Raw genomic sequence first — 18,027 nt, forward strand, 5'->3', positions numbered from 1 at the left:
AAGGATGATTCTCATGGCAACGAACGCGCGGGTGACGGCGGCAGTCCTCCTGATCGGCGATGAAGTCCTGTCCGGCCGGACCCAGGACAGGAATCTCAACCAGATTGCCCGTTTTCTGGCCCCGCTGGGGATCAATGTGGTGGAATGCCGGGTCGTGCCGGACGAGACCGACATTATCGTCGACGCGCTCAATGCGCTGCGCGCCGCCTGTGATTATGTCTTCACCACGGGCGGCATCGGGCCAACCCATGACGACATCACCGCCGATGCGGTCGCCAAGGCTTTCGGAGTCGGCATTGATGTCCGCGACGATGCGCTGGCGATTATCGAGGACTGGTATGCCCGGACCCAGACCCCGGTCACCGAAAGCCGCAAGCGCATGGCGCGCATCCCCGACGGGGCGAGCCTGATCGTCAATCCGGTCACCGGCGCGCCCGGCTTCCAGACCGGCAATGTCTTTACCCTGGCCGGCGTGCCCTCGATCGTCGCCGGCATGCTCAATGATGTCGACCACCGGCTTGAGGGCGGGGCAGTGACGATCTCGCGCTCGGTCAAGGGCGACAATCTGCGCGAGGGCGATGTCGCCGAAGCGCTCGGTGTGCTGGCGAAAGAATTTCCCGACGTCTCGATCGGCTCCTACCCGTATTTCCTCGAAGTCAAAGCCGGCGAAATCAAACGCGGCACCCATCTGGTCGCCCGCGCCACCGATACGGCGCGGCTCGACACGGTGATCGCGCGCATCGCCGCCATGGTCGAAGCCGTGGGGATCACGCCACGGATTGATCCGGTGGATTGAAGTCAGCCCAGCCAAGTATTCGCCTTGCCTGGAGAAGAGCCTGCCGCGCCATCGCTTCTTCTCCCCGACCGGGGAGAAGTGGCCCGCAGGGCCGATGAGGGGCGGCGTGTCAGCGCCATTGGGAGTTTCTCTTGCGCCGCGCCGCGGCGCGCCCCTCACCCCCTGCGCGCTCACGCGCTCCGGGACCTCTCCCCGGTTGGGGAGAGGCGGGTTATCCGCCGCATAGACCCACCACCAACCGTCATCCTGACGAAGGTCAGGACCCAGTCTCGCAGGCCGGGTTTCACCATGCTTGGCAACGGCTTCGGGTCGCAGGCCGGGTCCCGGCCTGCGCCGGGATGACGGTGCTTTGGGGTGGGGATAGAGACGAACTTGCCCTCCCCCCTTCCATGCCATCGCATAATCACTCCCGTTCCCAGGCCATCTTGAGGCTCGGACCGGTTATCCGGGGGTCTGGGGATAGCGGAGCGCATCCGGTTTGGTGGGGCTGACCACCATCAGACCCGGTGCGGCCGCCGATGGGACCAAAATCCCCACAAAGGCTTGGGCGCAACGATTGACCGCCCTGATCCCGTCGGCTTCGATTCGGGGGCTGGAAGGCAACCCGGGAAAACTCCGCGTGCGGGATGCTTGTCGTGGCTACCGTTATTAAAATCAGCGCTTTATCGGCTCCGGCCGGTATCCCGCACACCCTCTCCAAGCAAAACGCCAGGCGGTGACGCCGTGGCGATGTTGGTGCTGGGGGCGGGAAATCAGCCTGCCCCGATATCGCCCCGATTTCGACTTGTGAGGGTCGCGGACCGCTCCCAGTCTGGCGGGTGAGGGATTTTGGGACCAGAAGGGGATTCCATGAAACGCGTTCTTTTGATCAGCGTGGCCGGGCTGGCCATGATTGCGGGCTGCACAGCGACGGTCGCGCCGCCGGGCCCGCCGCCGCCGTCCATGTCACCCCCGCCGGCCCCGCCGCCGCCTCCGCCGGCGCCGCCCCCGTCGCCAGCGATGGCCGAGATGGTGACGGTCACCGGTGCGCGCTTGCGAAGCGATTTCGCGAGCCATGCCCGCCCGCTCTCGGTCATTGACGCTCAGTTGCGACAGCCTGAAGACCGCGAGCGCTATGAAGACATCGATCCCAATCCGGTTGTCTCCACCGCCGAAGAGCCCGTTTCCACCTTCTCCATCGATGTCGACACGGCGAGCTATTCGCTGGTCCGCAACTCGCTGGAATATGGCCAGCTGCCGCCGACCGATGCGGTGCGGATCGAGGAGATGGTCAATTATTTCGACTATGACTACGCCCTGCCGCCCGGATCGGAAGAGCCTTTCGCGACCCATGTGACGGTCACCCCGACACCGTGGAATGCCGGCACGCAGCTCCTGCATATCGGCATCCAGGGCTATGAGATCATCCCGGAAGAGCGCCCGCGGGCCAATCTGGTCTTCCTGATCGATGTCTCCGGATCGATGAATGATCCCGACAAGCTGCCCCTGGCCGTTCAGGCCATGCACATGCTGGTCGATGAGCTCCATCCGGACGATACGGTCGCCCTGGTTGTCTATGCCGGTGCTGCCGGTGCCGTGCTGGAACCGACCGAGGCACGCGATGCCCGCGAGATCCACCGCGCGCTGGATCGTCTGAGCGCAGGCGGGTCGACGGCCGGCGGAGCCGGCCTGGCGCTGGCCTATGATCTCGCCGAACAGAATTTCGACCCGGACGCGGTCAATCGGGTCATGTTGCTGACCGATGGTGACTTCAATGTCGGCGTCACGCGCGACGAGACGTTGGAAGACTTTGTCGCCCGCAAGCGTGACACCGGCATCTACCTGTCGGTGATGGGTTTCGGTCGCGGCAATTACAACGATCAGATGATGCAGACCATTGCCCAGGCGGGGAATGGGACGGCCGGCTACATAGACAGTCGCCAGGAAGCCCGGCGCATGCTGGTCGAGGAAAGCTTCTCTTCGCTCTTCACGATCGCCAATGACGTCAAGATCCAGATCGAGTTCAATCCGGCGCGCGTCGCCGAGTATCGCCTGATCGGCTATGAAACGCGTCTGCTTGACCGGGCCGATTTCAATAATGACGAGGTCGATGCCGGTGAAGTCGGGTCCGGTCATTCAGTGACCGCCATCTACGAGATCGCGGCGCCGGGTTCCGAAGGTGTGCTGATGGAGCCGCTCCGTTATGGCGGCGCGGCGGCGGTCGAACCGGATCTGAATGGCGAATTCGGCTATCTGCGCCTGCGCTACAAGCGACCTGGCGAGGATGATAGTCGCCTGATCGAACGTCCGGTGACCGATGCCGATGCAGTCAGTGCCTTTGGCGATGCCCCGCAGGAAGCGCGTTTCTCGATCGCGGTTGCCGGCTTCGCCCAGCGTCTGCGCGGGGATGCCTATCTTGGCGATGATTATGGCTGGACCGAGATCGCCGAGACCGCTGGCAATGCGCTTGGCGAGGACATTTTCGGCTATCGCGCGGAATTCCTCGACCTGGTGAACCAGGCTGCCGGGATCGACAATGAGGGGGGCGACAAGCCCTGATCGCCGGTTTCGAGACGGCCAACGAAAAGAGCCGCGCCCGATGGGCGCGGCTCTTCTTGTTTCAGGCTTTCTACCGGGTCGGGATTATTCGCCGAACTGGTAGTAGAAGCGCACACCGATCGTCCGCGGCGGGGCGACATTGGCGTAGTGGCTGCGCACCGGCTGGCCGTTGATCGTCTGGTTCGACAGCGCCGTGCTCCGGATACCGGTTTCGATATACTCATTGCCGATATTGTTGACGAAGAGCGTGGCGCCCCAATTGCCGGCGTCATAATTGATCGAGCCGTTGGCGACATAATAGCTGTCCAGCGTCGCACTGCTGCCCCGGCCGCCGGTACGGGTGAGAATGTCGCCCGTATAGGAAATGCCGAGATTGTAGTTGAGCTGGGCACCGCTCGCGAGATCGGTCGTGTAGCGACCGAAGACCGAGGCCTGGGTTTCCGGAGAGCCCGGCAGGCGATCGCCAGCCTGGCCATCTTCAAAGGCCGAACCAAAGCCCGGCGTGGTGATGGTGCGGACCAGGAAGGGCACGTCGGCTGTCAGCTCGGACTGCGTGAAGGAATAGGTCCCGCGCAGCTCGAAATTATGGGCGACCTGCCAGCTGCCCTGCAGCTCGAAGCCTTTCGACTCCGCGCCTTCGGCATTGACCGTGATCGGGATATTGGCGTTGACCGTGGCAGAGGACACTTGCGGGTCCGTCCACTCGACCAGGAAGATGGCGCCGTTCAGCGTCACCGCGCCGCCGGCCCAGGTCGTCTTGGCGCCGAGCTCGTAATTGGTCGTCTGGTCGGGGCCGAACTGACGTTCGTCGAACTGGGCGATATCGCCGGCATTGGGACCATATTGCTGGCCCGGTGCGAGGGCGCAGGCGCCCTGGGTCGCATTCGGGTCAAAGGCCGGGCACGGGCCGAGGCCGTTGGAGGCGCCGATCCGATAGCCTTCAGAAACCGTGAAATAGGCCAGGATCTCATCGCTCACATCATAGGCGATGTTGAACTTGTAGAGGAAACCGTCATCCGACTGGGCCAGGGACGGATCGAAGGCGAGATCGCGGATCTCGTCGATCGTCAGCGGGGTGTAGGTCGGTGCTTCGAAGAGCGGGAAGTCCACGGTCGAGACCGATTCCAGCTCATACTCGTAATAGCGACCGCCAACCGTGATCGAGAGACGATCGGTGACGTCCCAGCCAAGCTCGCCGAAAATTGCGCTCTCGGTCAGCTCGGTATTGCTGGTCGAGAAATACTCCAGATCGGTCGGGTTCTCGGTCAGGCCGAAGCCGAAATTGTCGTTCACATACTCGGCATAGTTCGGCGTGTACTCCTCGGAGGAGCCGACGAATTCGGCCTTGTTGTAATAGAAGCCGACAATCCAGTTGAACTGGCTCTCATAGGTCGAGACCAGGCGGACTTCCTGATTGAAGAACTCGTTCTCGGTCAGTTCGTGAGTGAAGGCGGTGAAGTTCGGGAAGCTCTCATAGGAATATTCCAGCGAGATCAGCAGGTCCGTCTGGTCGCGCTGGCCTTCTGCGTCATAGCTGCCGAAACCGGTCGCCGACGTCAGCTCGGCAAAGCCGAGATCAGCGGTGACTTCCAGGGCGAGGAGCTCGTTATTGCGCTCGATCGGCTCCAGAACACGAAGGGCGGATTCATAACCGCCGGCCGGAATGGGCGACCGACGAGAGGAGATCTGGCGACCTTCAATGTCCTGGTTCTGGAAGTAGTAGGTTGCAGTGGCGTCGAGCCAGTCGGTCGGCGCCCAGCGGGCCGCGATGCGGCCGGAAACGGCTTCTTCGCCATCGGCATCGCTGACCGGAGCGAGATTGGCTGCGACATCGGCCGGATCATTGAAATCCGGAACCGGGTTCGAAACGCCCGGCTGGCGCACGCGATAGGGATAGTCGGTGAAACCGGAATCCTGGAGCACGTCGAGCGAGCCGCGAACCGCGAAGGTGTCGGACACCGAGTGGTTGAAGGTGAAGCCGATATCGGCCGACGGGGAGTTCGCTTCGGAGTACTGGTAGAAGGAGGAGCGGATCTGCAGCATATTGCTGTCGAAGTCCGGACGGTTCGGCAGGTAGCGGATGGCGCCACCCAGCGTGCCGGCGCCATACAATGTGCCTTGCGGTCCAAGCAGGACCTCGACGCGTTCCAGGTCATTCATCTTGAGGTCGATGAAGAGCGGGATTTCGCCAAGATAGGTGGCCACGGTTCCGCCGCCATCATTATTGCCGTCGCCGGAATTGATCGGGTCGGCATTCAGGCCGCGCACGATGATCGGATTGCCCTGACGGCCGCCTCGATCAACAATATTGATGCCCGGGACGTAGGCGAGGGCGTCGGCAAGATCCTCGAAACCCTGTTCTTCGATCTGGTCGCCACCGATGGCGGCAATGTTGAGCGGAACGTCCTGAACGGTCTCGGAACGACGGGTCGCGGTCACGACAATCACGTCCTGCGAAGACGAGGGATTGTCCTGGGCGAGTGCGGTGCCGGCACCGGCAAGGCCGGCGAGTGGCAGGGCAAGCGCACTGATGGAACAGGCGAGGCGTGCGCGAAGCGATGCCTTGGGTATTGCGGCCATGACTGAAATCTCCGAATGAAAATGTGTGCTAATCATGGTCTCTAGGTCCCGGCGAAAGCAATTGCGGTTAGTTAAATTGATGTCACAAATCCGTTTTCTTCGAGGACCTGTTGCGCGGACGACACGCTGCATGTGCGAAGGAGTCTCGCGGGTGCAGCATGAAACGGTTTTGCCTCGGCGGAATGCAACGTGTCGAGGAGTGGCGGACCGGTGACTGTCGAATCGCGTTTGAAGGCCGCCGCCGCTGCGCTGGGTGCCCGGCAATACCGCGAAGCGCATGCCTTATGCCTCGAGGTCCTGCAGACCTCCGGCCCGCATCCCGAAGCCTTTTTCCTCCTTGCCCTGCTCACGGCGGACCATGACAATCACGCCAAGGCGGTCGAGATTTTCGACCGCGGCGTGGCGCTGGCGCCGGATGATCCGCGCCTGCATGCCCACCGGGCCAAGTCACTGCTCGCGCTCAACCGGCGCGAGGCCGCAGCGGATGCGGCCCGCCGCGCCAGCCGGCTGGGTCCACGCGACGCGCTGACCTTCGACACGATTGGCGTTGTCTTTACCCGGCTTGGCGATCACGAGGCGGCCATTCACCTGTTCGGGGCCGCCGTCGCGCAGGACCCGGGGCGGGCGGAGTACCATTACAATCTGGCGGCCTCGCGCCAGTTTGCCGGTGATTTCGATGGCGCTGAAGCGGCCTATTCCCGGACGCTGGAATTGGCGCCGGACCATGTGAAGGCCCTGTCGGCGATTGTCGGCCTGCGTCGGCAGAGTGAGGCGGATAACCGGCTGGACGCGCTGATGACGGCCTTCGAGGCCCGGTCCACCGATGACGAGGAAAGCCAACTCCATCTCGGGCATGCGATTGCCAAGACCCTGGAGGATCTTGGCCGCGACACCGAGGCGCTGGACTGGCTTGGCCGGGCCAAGGCGGGTATCCGCGAGGCGCGTGGCTATGATCCGAAGTCCGATGTCGCGCTTTTCGATGCCGCCGCCAACGGGGCGGACGCCGACCGTGCCGCAGGCGCGGTCGCCGAAAGTGACCGGCCGGTCTTCGTCGTCGGCCTGCCGCGTACCGGAACGACTTTGGTCGACCGCATCCTTGGCGCCCATTCGCAGGTGCGTTCGGTCGGGGAGTTATCCAGTTTCGCCCTGATCGGCAAACGCCTTGCCGCGACGCCTGGCCCCTATGTCATGGATGCCGCCACCTTGAGTGCCGCCGACCGCATTGATGGGGCCCGATGGGGCGAGGCCTATCTCGACAGTGTTGCCGACCTGGCCGGTGACGCGCCGCGCTTTGTTGACAAGATGCCGCTCAACATCGTCTGGGCCGGACACATCCATCGTGCGCTGCCGAAGGCGCGGATCATCTGCCTGCGCCGCCATCCGATCGATGCCTGCCTGAGCAATTACCGCCAGCTGTTCGCGACCAGCTTCTCCTACTATAATTATGCCTACGATCTCGCGGACTGCGCGCGCTATTATCTCGGCTTTGACAGGCTGCGTGCCCATTGGGCCGCGACCCTGCCAGCCGATCGCTATACCGAGGTCGCCTACGAGGATGTCATTGCCGATCTGGAGGGCGAGGCCGGGCGGCTGGTCGCCCATTGTGGCCTCGACTGGGACCCGGCCTGCCTCGACTTCCATACCCAGTCGGGCAGTGTCGCGACCGCCAGTTCGGTACAGGTCCGCCAGCCGCTCTATTCCAGCTCCATCGGGCGCTGGAAGCGTCACGCAGACGCGCTTGCGCCAATGCGGGCCATTCTGGAAGCGGGCGGCGTGATCAATGCCGCGGGTGAGTGGCTGCGCGAGGCCTGATGCCGCCACTGGCCAGTCCGGCGAAGCCGTGTAGGATCGCCGTGTCTTCCCCGCGGGCGTGGCGGAATCGGTAGACGCAGCAGACTTAAAATCTGCCGGCCGCAAGGCCGTGCCGGTTCAAGTCCGGCCGCCCGCACCAATTGTCATCTCTTGGCTTTTGATCTTATCGCCGCTCGCGAAGGGCAAGCCCCCGGCGGAGCGGCCTTCGCGGCGCCGTGTGCCGGCCGGCCGCGTCTGTTTTCTCATTTCGGGCGGCGACGCCTTGCCATCATCCACAGGCGGTGAACGGTGAGATAAACCCCGGCGACACCGAACAGTATGGCGATAATCGAGGTGACCTTTATCCACCAGGAATTAAAATTCTCCCGGCTCGACCAGTCCATGATGTGCACGCCCCAGAAGAAGTCGTAAACGCGCCAGGCCGAGGTGCGCACGGCGCGCAGCTCGCCGGTCTGGCTGTTGATGTAGAAGGTCGTCGGCGGCGTCGTCTCCCCCGCGGCGAATTCGATGCGCCAGGCAGGAATGGACAGGCCGGCTTCGCGTGGTGGGTCTGTCAGCCAGTCCGTTGCGGTGATTTCGCCCAGCCCGTTCTGGCGGGTCGCCGCAATCTCGCGGGCCAGCGCTTCGCCAATCGGGGACAGGGCGTCGCCAGTGCGGGCGTCGATCATGAGCGGGCCGTCAGTGGTTTCAAGCCGCCAGACCGGTGACCCGGCCAGCCAGCCAGTGCGGGCAGAGGTCACCGCGCCATCCTGCGCGGCGATGATGGTCGCCAGGGGCACGGCCTCATTCGTCCAGTCGAGTGCTGTCTCGGCCGGGTCATGCCGCAAATGCTCGCCGCGTATTTCTTCAATCGGAATGATCACCATGATGAGGCCGGAGATCAGCCACAGCATGACCTGCACGCCAAAGGCCGCGCCCAGCCAGAGATGGATCTGGCTCATCAGTCGAAAGAGTTTCATGGTGTGCAGTATCCCCTTGGTCTCCGCTTGCGAGCATTCAGCCATTCTGTGTCGTGATCAATCCTTGGCATTGCCCGGGCCGCTTGAGATCCCTGTCGGCCATGAGTCGCCAGGCGCCCGCCCGGGCGCCATGCCGCTCCCCGCCGCCCGCAATCATCATCTTTGCGCGGCTTAGCCGCCTTTTCAGGGGCTGGATCGGCAAGCGGGTCAGCCTCCGCTCCGGAGGGGCCACGCCGAGCTTTGTCAGCGTGGCCCTGATCCAGGCTAGCCCCGGACCGTCAGGCGAAGCCCGATCGAACGCCCATTGCCCGGAAGGCGTTCGCCCAGGCCGATTTGCGAGCCTGAATTTCGGTTGACCCCGGCGAGATGGTCCCGCCAGGCCTGGTCGAGCAGGTTCTCGACACCGACAGCCAGCGCGACCCCGGGGCGCATGTCCCAGCGACCATAGAGGTTCAGCAGGACCTGTCCGGGTGTTTCCGTCTCGTTATTGGCGAGAGAGACATTGTCCTGGCGCGCGGTCGCCAGGCTTTCCAGTGTGACCGTCCAGCTCTCAGCGTCATAGCTGGCACCCAGGCGCACATGGGGTGGGGCGATGCGGTAGAGGTTGTCATCGATATCGCGACGCTTGCCGCGGACCCAGCTGATCGTGCCGTCGAGGCGCCAGTGGGAATCGATCTGATACCCGAAATCGGCGTCCAGCCCGTACAGCTCTGCCTCGACATTGGCGAAGCGCAGCGGGGTGGTGTCACCATTCATGCCCGCGACCATCTCAACCGCTGTATCGGCCACGCCGGGCGTAGAGTCGAACGGCACGCCCTGGATATAGTCTTCAATGCGCCGGATGAAGATGGTGGGCCTTGCGTAGGCGTGGTCATTGGCCCAGTCCAGCCCGGCCTCGGCAATCCAGGCCGTCTCGGGCACAAGCCCGGTGTCGCCCACATAGGTATTGCCGTCCGCCAGGCCGCCACTGGCCGCAGTGGGCAGCCAGGCAAAGCGCTCCAGATAGCCCGGCGCCCGGGTTTTGCGGGCGAGGGTCAGGCGCAGGCGGGCGGTGTCTGTCAGCGGGCGCCAGAGGCGGGCAACGGCGTCCAACGTGCTGGCCTGCCAGTCGCGGTCAGCATTATTGGCGGCCATCGCGAGCATGCCGGGCATGGCGGGAACGGCACTGCCGGTCGAGGCGAGGCCTGAGCGGGCCTCGTGGTGATCGACGCGCAGGCCCAACTCTCCTTGCCACCTCCCGATCATTTCGCCCGTCCATTCCACGAAGCCGCCGGTGCGGCTGATGGCAATGTCGGGCAGGTTGCGGAGAAAGAAATTCGGGTTCATCGGGTTGGTGATCGTGACATCATGATCCGTGTCGACCCGGTCAATGCCGGCGCGTAATTCGCCTCCCATTGCCGGGATGGTGAGGCTGGCGGCAAGCGTGTGACTCTCGGCATAGGCGAAGGTCTCCCGCCACCGCATCGGCGAGGCCGGGGCCGGTCGAAGGCTGAAATTATTCATGGCATGGCCGACATCGCTCCAGCCTGCCGACAGGTCGAGCCGCGCCGCATCGAACGTGCCGGTATAGGCAATCCGTCCCGTGTCGGTGTCGATAAAGCGGATATCCATGGCGAAGGGCGGGTTGCCGGTCGGCCCGGTTTCATTGCGGCGCCCTTCGACGGTCAGCTCGTGCGGGCCGGCCTGCCAGCCGGCAACAAGCCCGTAAACGCCGCGCTCATGCGCGCTGCCGCCGATTCGTCCCAGGGGCGTGTCGCGATCACCGCCGGTTTCCAGAGAGCCGAGAACGTGCAGGCGGATCGTGTCATTGGCCAGCCCGACCAGCCCGCCGACCGCCGTGCTGTCATCCACCGAATGGGCTGCCAATGAAAGGTCATGGCTGAGACTGAACTGCGGGGTGTCGGCAAATCTGCCGGATTTGAGGGTGACATCGAAACCGCCGCCCAGGCCGGGCCCGTTGCTGACCGGGCTGACGCCGCGGGCGATCTCTATGCGGTCGACCAGGACTGACGGCGCATAGTGGAGCGGCGGGTCCATCAGGTTCGGACCACCCGAGGCAATGGCCTGGTCATTGATGCGAATCGCAAGCCGGGTCCCGAACAGGCCTCGATACTGCAACTGGCCAGACAAGGCGCCATTGCTGACCGCCGCTGCGCCGGGCAGGCGCGCGATGATCTGCGTTGTGTCCGGACTGGCGACAATGGGCTGCGCTGCCGGGTCGAGTTGATCCCGTGCCGGGTTGTCGAGCTGTGGCGAGCTGACTGTGATGACGTCAATAAGGGGGGGCTGTGAGGATTGGGCGAGGGCGGTCGGCGCCAGACATGAAAGACTGGCCGACAGCGCGATCAAGGCGCAGCTGTGCTGCAAGCAGATAGGGGACATGGAAACGCTCCAGGGCGCACGCCGGTACACTCCGGGTGGGCCATTGATTCAATCAGGGTGAGGCAGACTCAGAGCGTTGCAGGCGGTCCGCGCACCGGGGGGAGGGCATGGGCCCTGGCGGGCGCTTTTTGAGCCAGATACGGACCGGCAGCGCTATCCGGTCGCGTGATCCGCGGCGGAAGGCTGGTCGTTTGCGGCAGGGCTGCCAGGGCGACAGCGGCGCCAAAGGCGCAATGCTGGGCCGTATTGCCGGATGCGTCGGCACCGGGCGTTTCGGTCAGATCGCCGCTTTCAAGATCAAGCCAGCGTGTGATCGAACCCTGGGCCGTACACAGGACCACGGCGAGCTGGCCGTCATTCCCGCGATCGAGCATGTAGCCGCGCGGAATGGCGGACTGCTGGAGGACAGCAATCATCGCCAAGGCAAACAGCCACGGAGCGAGCAGGCCGCGCATATGTCGCAGATCGGACATCATGGCCTGCCGGTAGCACCGGCTCGGCCATCGCACCATGAGGCAAAATATCCCGGCTGGGCACGAGGCGCTGGGGTGGCTAGTTTGAGCGCATGTCGCATCGCGCTGTTCATGACCACCTTCTCGCCGCGTCCGAGCCGCTCTTTCCGGCCTTGCACGCCGCAATCCGGAAGCTTGGCCCGATGGAGTTGCCGCGGCGCGATGACTTGCCCTTTCCGGCCTATCTCTGCCGCGCCATTGCCGGTCAGCAGATATCGGTCAAGGCGGCCCAGAGTATCTGGGCCCGGGTCGAGGACAGTTCCGGCGATGTCGATCTGCTCGATCATTTCTGTGCAGGCAATGCCGACACCCTCCGCGCTTGCGGACTGTCCGGGGCCAAGACGCGGACGATTATCACAATTGCCGAGACGCACCGGACGGTCGGTCTGGATACCGGTCTTCTCAAAAGCCTGCCGATCGATCAGCGCACGGCACGGCTGACCGAAATCTGGGGGGTCGGGCAGTGGACGGCGGACATGATGAATATCTTCTATTTCGGCGAGGGCGATGTCTGGCCGGATGGTGATGTGGCAGCCCGCAAGACGCTCGAGCGACTGACCTCGAAGCGACGCAAGACCGTACGCACTGCCGGTCTGTTCAAACCCTATCGCTCCTGGCTGGCCTACTACATGTGGGCGCATGTTGATGCGCCGCCAGACGGAGAGCCCGGCTGACGGGCACAGGTGGGACGCAAGGTCGCACCGTCCCTCTGAGCTTGCCACCAAACGGCCTTATCTTGGCCCGGTTCGTGGGGTTTTCTGGCCCCCATGACACGACGAATTCTTATTGATGCAGGCCTTTTTGTCGGCGGGTGGACGCTGGGGTGGATGCTGACCGGCGACGCGCTGATCGGACTGCTCTTCGCCCTGATACTTTCCGGCGCAGGCGAGGGCGTGCAGGCCGCTGCCAGTCATGATGAGTAACGCGCTTCACCGCGCGCTCGACATCCCATACCGCTCTCTCTAACGTTCGACGCGAACCCTGTTCAATCGCGGATCGCCAGCAGAAGCGATCGCGAGCCTGGTCGATATATTAGAGGGGAATCCCATGGCCGAACCCGACATTCTCAAGGGCAAGCTGCGCCTGCCTGTTATTGGCGCGCCGCTTTTCATCATTTCCAATCCGGACCTCGTCCTGGCTCAGTGCAAGGCCGGCATTGTTGGCTCCTTTCCGTCGCTGAATGCGCGCCCGGTCAGCCAGCTCGACGAGTGGCTGGACCAGATCACCTCGGAATTGGAGAGTTACAACCGCGCCAATCCGGACAATCCGGCGGCGCCTTTTGCCGTCAACCAGATCGTCCACCGCTCCAATAACCGCCTCCAGGAAGATCTGGAGCTGTGCGAGAAGTACAAGGTCCCGGTCGTGATCACCTCGCTGGGGGCCCAGGCCGAAGTCAACCAGGCCGTTCAGAGCTGGGGCGGGATCACGCTGCACGATGTCATCAATCAGCGCTTCGCCCACAAGGCGATCGAAAAGGGCGCGACCGGTCTGATCTGTGTCTCGTCCGGAGCTGGCGGACATGCCGGCGCCCTGTCGCCCTTCGGCTTCATCGCCGAGACGCGGTCGTGGTTTGATGGCCCGATCCTGTGTTCCGGCGCCATCTCGACCGGTGGCGGGGTGCTCGCGGCGCAGGCGATGGGCGCGGACTATGCCTATATCGGCTCGGCCTTCATCGCGACCGCGGAAGCACGTGCCGAAGAGGCCTACAAGCAGGGGATCGTCGACAGCAACGCAGAGGACATTGTCTACACAAACCTCTTCACCGGCGTGCACGGCAATTATCTCAAGAAGTCCATCATCGATGCCGGCCTCGACCCGGACGCGCTTCCCGAAAGTGATCCCTCGGCGATGAATTTCGGTTCGGGCGGTGGTTCCAAGGCCAAGGCCTGGAAGGATATCTGGGGGTCTGGCCAGGGCATCGGCTCGGTCAAGCAGGTGCGCCCGGCAGCCGATTATATCGATCAGCTCAAGGCCGAGTATGACGCGGCGAAGGCGCGTGTCTGCGGATAGGATTGGCCGATCGGCCCTGCCCAGCGGGCGGGGCCGCGCGGTCAGGCGCGCTGGGAGGCGCGGGCGGATTCATCCAGACTCGTGAGAATGTCGGACGGCGCCCCGTAGCCGTGATCCGGTGACTGGGCGTCCAGAATGTCGGGCGTCGCGAATCCCCAATACACCGCGCCCGCCGCGCACCCGGCCTCTCGGGCCGCATCAATATCGCGAACTTCGTCGCCGACGCAGAGTGTGCGTTCGGGCGTTGTGCCGGCGCGCTTGATCACCTTGCGGAAGATTGATGCCTTGCCGAAGAGGGCCGCGCCGCAGGCAAATTGATCAAAACGGGCAGTGAGGGTTTCGCCCAGCACGGCCTTCACCGCGGTTTCGCCATTCGATGACACAACTGCCAGGGACACGCCCTGATCCGACAGCGCCCCGATCATGTCGCGAATACCGTCAAACAGGTGGATCTGGTCGACATTCTCTGCCGCGCGAGCGCGCACATCGGCGGCGATGAAGGGGATTTTCCACGCCGGGATGGCAAGCTCGTCCATGATCGCCTTGGGCGTCAGCCCGCGCAGGGTTTCCGCTTTCTCTTCGCAGATCGGGTTGAGGCCGTGCTTGTCGACGACTTCGCCGAGCGCGCCGCGAAACCAGGTCAGGCTGTCAGCCAGGGTTCCGTCGAAATCAAAGATGACCAGGTCATAGCGCTGGGTCACGTCTTTATCCCCTCGTCCAGCGGTCTCCCCAACCGCGATGATTGTCACAGGCTCGGTGATTCTTGTGACACTTGCACGCTGTAACGGCCCAATGTGCAAAAGCAAAGGGGCGGACACCTGGCAGTGCCCGCCCCGATGACGCGTGTTTTGCGGCGTTTGAGGTCAGGCGTTCAGCCAGCCCGGCTTGACGCAGGGCAGGGCGAGATCGTCGGCGACCAGCTGGTGGCAGACTTCGCCCTCGGCCGTGGTCAGGCCCTCGCGCAGATGCGGGTTCTCATTGATGGCCTTCTTCGTACCCTTGTTCGCGATCTCCAGTCCGAGCGGCAGGGTCGCGTTGTTCAGGGCGAATGTGGACGTACGGGCATAGGCGCCCGGCATGTTGGCGACGCAATAATGGACAACGCCATCAATGATATAGGTCGGGTCATCATGCGTTGTGGCCTTGGAGGTCTCGAAGCAGCCGCCCTGGTCGATGGCGATGTCGACGAGCACGGCGCCGTCCTTCATCTCCTTGAGCATCTCCCGGGTCACAAGTTTCGGGGCCGCAGCACCCGGGATCAGCACAGCGCCGATGACGACATCGGCTTCGCGCACGGCCTGCTCGAGGGCCGCCTGGGTTGAGTAGGCCGTCTTCACGGCGCCGGCGAATTGCTCGTCGAGCTCGGCGAGACGGCGATTGGAGCGATCGAAGACAGTGACGTCGGCGCGCGCACCGATGGCCATCTCGGCAGCATGGGTGCCGGCAACGCCGCCGCCGATGATCACGACCTTGGCCGGGAGCACACCGGGGACGCCGCCCAGCATGGTGCCGCGACCGCCCTGGGACTTCATCAGGCAATGCGCTGCGACCGAGACCGACATCCGTCCGGCGACCTGGCTCATCGGCGTGAGCAGGGGCAGGCGGCCATCACGGTCGGTGACCGTTTCATAGGCGATCGAGACACAACCCGACTTGCGCAGACCCTCGGCCTGTACCGGATCGGCGGCCAGGTGGAGATAGGTATAAAGCGTATGGTGCGGCTTCAGCATCGCCGTTTCCGACGGCTGGGGTTCCTTGACCTTGACGATCATTTCGGCTGCTTCGAAGACCGCAGTGGCGTCGGCCAGAATGGTCGCGCCGGCTGCCACGTAATCCTCATTGGTGAAATCAATGCCTTCACCGGCGGCGGATTCGACGAACACCTCGTGGCCATGGCGCACAAATTCAGCGACGCTGTTTGGCGTCAGACCGACCCGGTATTCGCGAACTTTGATTTCCTTGGGAACCCCGATACGCATGATCATCCCTCACGGGTTGGGCAGTGCGGCGCTTCTTCGATACTTTTTGCGTCAGAAGCCGTCTGCGTGATTAAATTTGACAAGGCGGAGTGATTGTTGTGAATTATCGTGCAACAATCGACGTTGAGGGCGACGTATATACCAAGCCTTCGCGACAATCCAGAATGATCTGCGGATTTTGCCGCGATGTCCGGGAGGGTGTGCCTTGCGCCTTGATAGTGTTGATATCTCCATCCTCAATGAACTTCAGGAGCATGGCCGCCTGACCAATGCCGAGCTCGCCGAGCGTGTCGGCTTGTCGGCGTCCGCCTGCCACCGGCGGGTCAAGGCGCTGGAGGGCGCCGGGATTATCGACCGCTATGTGGCGATCCTCTCCGAGCAGGCGTTGGGACGTGGCATCACCGTCTATGTCCAGGTCACACTGGACAATCAAAAGCGCGATACGCTGGTCGGGTTCGAGGAGGCCGTCGAGCATGTGCCCGAAGTCATGGAATGCTATCTGATGAGCGGGGATGCCGATTATCTGGTTCGCGTTCTGGTCCGCGATGCCAATGATTATGAGCGCGTGCATCGTGAAGTCCTGTCCAGCCTGCCGGGCGTGACCCGTCTGGTCTCCAGCTTCAGTATTCGCCGCGTCTTCTCGCGCACCGCGATGCCGGTGCCGGATGAGGTGCTTGTCGCAGGATAGGCTTGCCTGTCGCGCGGGCCGGGACTAAGTCGGCGCCATGACTGATGATCGCTATGACAATCTGGGCCAGCTGGGGGCGTCGACCCCGCTGCCCGATAATCCCGAAACCGCCGAGCTCGAGCGTGTCGCCAATCCGTGTGATGCGCCCTACATGACGCGATTCGTTTGCCCGGAATTCACCTCGCTCTGCCCGGTGACCGGGGCGCCGGATTTCGCGCACTTGGTGATCGATTATGTGCCACGTGACTGGATTGTGGAGAGCAAGTCTCTCAAGCTCTATCTGGGCAGTTTCCGCAATCATGGTGCCTTCCATGAAGCCTGTACCACCGGGATCGGCCAGAAACTGGTCGAGGTCCTGGATCCGGTCTGGCTGAGAATTGGCGGCTATTGGTATCCGCGTGGGGGCATCCCCATTGATGTTTTCTTCGCCACCGGTGAGCCGCCCAAGGGCGTATGGATCCCTGACCAGGACGTGCCGGGTTATCGTGGTCGAGGCTGACTGACCGGGTTTGCCGGCAAACAAAAAGGGCGCTGCCATTTGGCAGCGCCCTTTTTGCAGGGGGTCTCTGGAATGGTTCAGAAGTCGGCCTGAAGGCGGAACTGGATCGTGTCACTGCTCTCGGTGAAGCCGGTCGCATTCATGCGAGCCGTCACATAATTGGTCATGACACGCAGATTGTCGTGCAGGTACCAATTGGCGCCAAGCGTTGTAGACCGGATGCGTCCCAGATTGGCGTCGCCCAGATCACTGATGTCGTGTCTGACCGCAACTTCGACTGCGCCCCAGCCGCCTTCTGTGACCGGGTTGTCCGGACGAAGGCGGTTGAAGGTGCCTCCGGATTCCTTGTAGGGGCGGGTTTCTCCGCTCAGGATCCAGCCGGCCTGGACCATGCCGGAGGTAAAGCTCGGGTCGCCGGTCGGCCCGTCCAGCGACATGCGGGCGACTTCACTGTGAAGGTGGAAGGGGCCGCGGATCGCGGCCAGTTCCAGACCGAAGTAATCGGAGCTGTCGGCCGTGCCAAGGGCAGCGCCGGTGCGATAGTCGGCTGCCGTGAAGCGGTTGGCGAGATGGGCCTGCGGATAGACCCGAACGCGCGCGCCACCGTCATGGTCAAGGCGGCGCCAGGAACCGCCGACATGCCAGCGCGTCTCGTCGATCACGGTTGACCATGTCACCCGGGCGGCCACGGCGCTGGATTCATCGGATTCGCGGAAGGCGAAATTGTCGTCCATCTTGCCGCCGAATACGCCGACACTGGCCGTGAAACCGTCGCCGGCCCAATTGTAGGCGACACCGATGCGGCGATCGACGCCGAACAAATCGGTCGAGATGCCACGTTCCATGAAGGTGCCGTAACGCGACGAGGTCTGCTCTTCGAGGGAATTCATCGTCTTGAAATGGCCGATGCGCAGACCGCCTTCCGGCAGATCGATGGCGAACAGAACGTCGTTCGGCTTGGCGTCATCTCCGGAGAAATCATATTCAGCGACGAATTTGACCGGGCCGTGCTCGATTTCAAAGCCGAGACGGGCCGTGCGGTATTCGTCACGGTCAGTCGGGGCCGCGCTGTTGGGACTCGTCCAGTCGACGTCGGCGCGATCATAATAGAGGCGACCGCGCAGCTTGAAGGAGGTCTCGCCATCAGCGCTGTCCCAGCGCGGAGCCGGGGAGGCGCTGAAGCCGCCGTCCTGGGCATCGGCTTGGCTTGATGCGATGCAGGCCAGGGCGGAGACGCTGATAAGAGTGAGGTTCTTCATTGTTCTTGTCCTT

At 63.4% G+C, this 18,027-nt stretch carries 15 protein-coding genes and 1 tRNA gene; 9 read left to right on the top strand and 7 right to left on the bottom strand.

Going from position 1 to position 18,027, the window contains the following annotated elements; all coding sequences use genetic code 11:
* Positions 1–13: 13 nt before the first annotated feature.
* Together JXQ94_RS04590 and JXQ94_RS04595 are read left to right on the top strand one after the other, a co-directional pair.
* The gene (locus JXQ94_RS04590; RefSeq protein WP_421922624.1) at positions 14–796 is read left to right on the top strand and encodes a competence/damage-inducible protein A; all 783 of its coding nucleotides are present in this window, start codon (positions 14–16) and stop codon (positions 794–796) included.
* Between the two features lie 849 nt (positions 797–1,645).
* The gene (locus tag JXQ94_RS04595; protein WP_421922625.1) at positions 1,646–3,334 is read left to right on the top strand and encodes a vWA domain-containing protein; all 1,689 of its coding nucleotides are present in this window, start codon (positions 1,646–1,648) and stop codon (positions 3,332–3,334) included.
* Positions 3,335–3,418: 84 nt separating this feature from the next.
* Here JXQ94_RS04595 and JXQ94_RS04600 read toward each other — a convergent pair whose 3' ends face one another.
* The gene (locus JXQ94_RS04600; RefSeq protein WP_421922626.1) at positions 3,419–5,914 is read right to left on the bottom strand and encodes a TonB-dependent receptor; all 2,496 of its coding nucleotides are present in this window, start codon (positions 5,912–5,914) and stop codon (positions 3,419–3,421) included.
* Between the two features lie 210 nt (positions 5,915–6,124).
* Between JXQ94_RS04600 and JXQ94_RS04605 the strand changes: the two genes are divergently transcribed.
* Both JXQ94_RS04605 and JXQ94_RS04610 read left to right on the top strand, forming a co-directional pair.
* The gene (locus JXQ94_RS04605) at positions 6,125–7,726 is read left to right on the top strand and encodes a sulfotransferase (RefSeq protein WP_421922627.1); all 1,602 of its coding nucleotides are present in this window, start codon (positions 6,125–6,127) and stop codon (positions 7,724–7,726) included.
* A 52-nt stretch (positions 7,727–7,778) separates the two neighbouring features.
* A tRNA-Leu gene (locus JXQ94_RS04610) sits at positions 7,779–7,865 on the top strand.
* A gap of 103 nt (positions 7,866–7,968) precedes the next feature.
* On the opposite strand, the gene JXQ94_RS04615 is transcribed toward JXQ94_RS04610, so the two are convergent.
* The 3 genes from JXQ94_RS04615 to JXQ94_RS04625 all read right to left on the bottom strand — a co-directional run bounded on the left by JXQ94_RS04615 (position 7,969) and on the right by JXQ94_RS04625 (position 11,543).
* Positions 7,969–8,685 (bottom strand): PepSY domain-containing protein, encoded by a 717-nt coding sequence (locus tag JXQ94_RS04615; protein WP_421922628.1) that lies wholly within the window; start codon positions 8,683–8,685, stop codon positions 7,969–7,971.
* 264 nt (positions 8,686–8,949) lie between these two features.
* Positions 8,950–11,067 carry a TonB-dependent receptor gene (locus JXQ94_RS04620; RefSeq protein ID WP_421922629.1) on the bottom strand — a complete coding sequence of 706 codons (2,118 nt, stop codon included), beginning with the start codon at positions 11,065–11,067 and terminating at the stop codon, positions 8,950–8,952.
* Positions 11,068–11,135: 68 nt separating this feature from the next.
* Entirely contained in the window at positions 11,136–11,543 is a 408-nt protein-coding gene (locus tag JXQ94_RS04625) for a DUF2946 family protein (RefSeq protein ID WP_421922630.1), read from the bottom strand.
* 89 nt (positions 11,544–11,632) lie between these two features.
* Here JXQ94_RS04625 and JXQ94_RS04630 point away from each other — a divergent pair, with 89 nt between their 5' ends.
* From JXQ94_RS04630 to JXQ94_RS04640, 3 genes are all read left to right on the top strand, one after another.
* Positions 11,633–12,253, top strand: a complete 621-nt coding sequence (locus tag JXQ94_RS04630) for a DNA-3-methyladenine glycosylase family protein (protein ID WP_421922631.1) — start codon at positions 11,633–11,635, stop codon at positions 12,251–12,253.
* A gap of 93 nt (positions 12,254–12,346) precedes the next feature.
* Positions 12,347–12,502 (top strand): hypothetical protein, encoded by a 156-nt coding sequence (locus JXQ94_RS04635; protein ID WP_421922632.1) that lies wholly within the window; start codon positions 12,347–12,349, stop codon positions 12,500–12,502.
* A gap of 124 nt (positions 12,503–12,626) precedes the next feature.
* The gene (locus JXQ94_RS04640; protein ID WP_295694603.1) at positions 12,627–13,589 is read left to right on the top strand and encodes an NAD(P)H-dependent flavin oxidoreductase; all 963 of its coding nucleotides are present in this window, start codon (positions 12,627–12,629) and stop codon (positions 13,587–13,589) included.
* Positions 13,590–13,630: 41 nt separating this feature from the next.
* Here JXQ94_RS04640 and JXQ94_RS04645 read toward each other — a convergent pair whose 3' ends face one another.
* Complete coding sequence (locus JXQ94_RS04645; RefSeq protein ID WP_421922633.1) at positions 13,631–14,290, bottom strand: HAD hydrolase-like protein; 660 nt, start codon at positions 14,288–14,290, stop codon at positions 13,631–13,633.
* Positions 14,291–14,452: 162 nt separating this feature from the next.
* Positions 14,453–15,568, bottom strand: a complete 1,116-nt coding sequence (gene ald, locus JXQ94_RS04650) for an alanine dehydrogenase (protein WP_421922634.1) — start codon at positions 15,566–15,568, stop codon at positions 14,453–14,455.
* A 205-nt stretch (positions 15,569–15,773) separates the two neighbouring features.
* Between ald and JXQ94_RS04655 the strand changes: the two genes are divergently transcribed.
* Together JXQ94_RS04655 and queF are read left to right on the top strand one after the other, a co-directional pair.
* Positions 15,774–16,256 (top strand): Lrp/AsnC family transcriptional regulator, encoded by a 483-nt coding sequence (locus tag JXQ94_RS04655; protein WP_295694611.1) that lies wholly within the window; start codon positions 15,774–15,776, stop codon positions 16,254–16,256.
* Positions 16,257–16,293: 37 nt separating this feature from the next.
* Positions 16,294–16,755, top strand: a complete 462-nt coding sequence (gene queF / locus JXQ94_RS04660; protein ID WP_301064667.1) for a preQ(1) synthase — start codon at positions 16,294–16,296, stop codon at positions 16,753–16,755.
* 77 nt (positions 16,756–16,832) lie between these two features.
* On the opposite strand, the gene JXQ94_RS04665 is transcribed toward queF, so the two are convergent.
* A complete protein-coding gene (locus tag JXQ94_RS04665) occupies positions 16,833–18,014 on the bottom strand; it encodes an OprO/OprP family phosphate-selective porin (protein ID WP_421922635.1) in 1,182 nt (393 codons plus the stop codon).
* Positions 18,015–18,027 lie beyond the last annotated feature (13 nt).

The sequence above is a fragment of the Maricaulis maris genome (genome assembly GCF_049116555.1).
GTDB classification, from domain to species: domain Bacteria; phylum Pseudomonadota; class Alphaproteobacteria; order Caulobacterales; family Maricaulaceae; genus Maricaulis; species Maricaulis maris_C.

Excerpts from the sequence above, each read along its gene's own strand:
- JXQ94_RS04590 (WP_421922624.1), top strand. The coding sequence starts at position 14 with ATGGCAACGAACGCGCGGGTGACGGCGGCAGTCCTCCTGATCGGCGAT.
- JXQ94_RS04595 (WP_421922625.1), top strand. The coding sequence starts at position 1,646 with ATGAAACGCGTTCTTTTGATCAGCGTGGCCGGGCTGGCCATGATTGCG.
- JXQ94_RS04600 (WP_421922626.1), bottom strand. The coding sequence starts at position 5,914 with ATGGCCGCAATACCCAAGGCATCGCTTCGCGCACGCCTCGCCTGTTCC.
- JXQ94_RS04615 (WP_421922628.1), bottom strand. The coding sequence starts at position 8,685 with ATGAAACTCTTTCGACTGATGAGCCAGATCCATCTCTGGCTGGGCGCG.
- JXQ94_RS04620 (WP_421922629.1), bottom strand. The coding sequence starts at position 11,067 with ATGTCCCCTATCTGCTTGCAGCACAGCTGCGCCTTGATCGCGCTGTCG.
- JXQ94_RS04625 (WP_421922630.1), bottom strand. The coding sequence starts at position 11,543 with ATGATGTCCGATCTGCGACATATGCGCGGCCTGCTCGCTCCGTGGCTG.
- JXQ94_RS04630 (WP_421922631.1), top strand. The coding sequence starts at position 11,633 with ATGTCGCATCGCGCTGTTCATGACCACCTTCTCGCCGCGTCCGAGCCG.
- JXQ94_RS04635 (WP_421922632.1), top strand. The coding sequence starts at position 12,347 with ATGACACGACGAATTCTTATTGATGCAGGCCTTTTTGTCGGCGGGTGG.
- JXQ94_RS04640 (WP_295694603.1), top strand. The coding sequence starts at position 12,627 with ATGGCCGAACCCGACATTCTCAAGGGCAAGCTGCGCCTGCCTGTTATT.
- ald (WP_421922634.1), bottom strand. The coding sequence starts at position 15,568 with ATGCGTATCGGGGTTCCCAAGGAAATCAAAGTTCGCGAATACCGGGTC.
- queF (WP_301064667.1), top strand. The coding sequence starts at position 16,294 with ATGACTGATGATCGCTATGACAATCTGGGCCAGCTGGGGGCGTCGACC.
- JXQ94_RS04665 (WP_421922635.1), bottom strand. The coding sequence starts at position 18,014 with ATGAAGAACCTCACTCTTATCAGCGTCTCCGCCCTGGCCTGCATCGCA.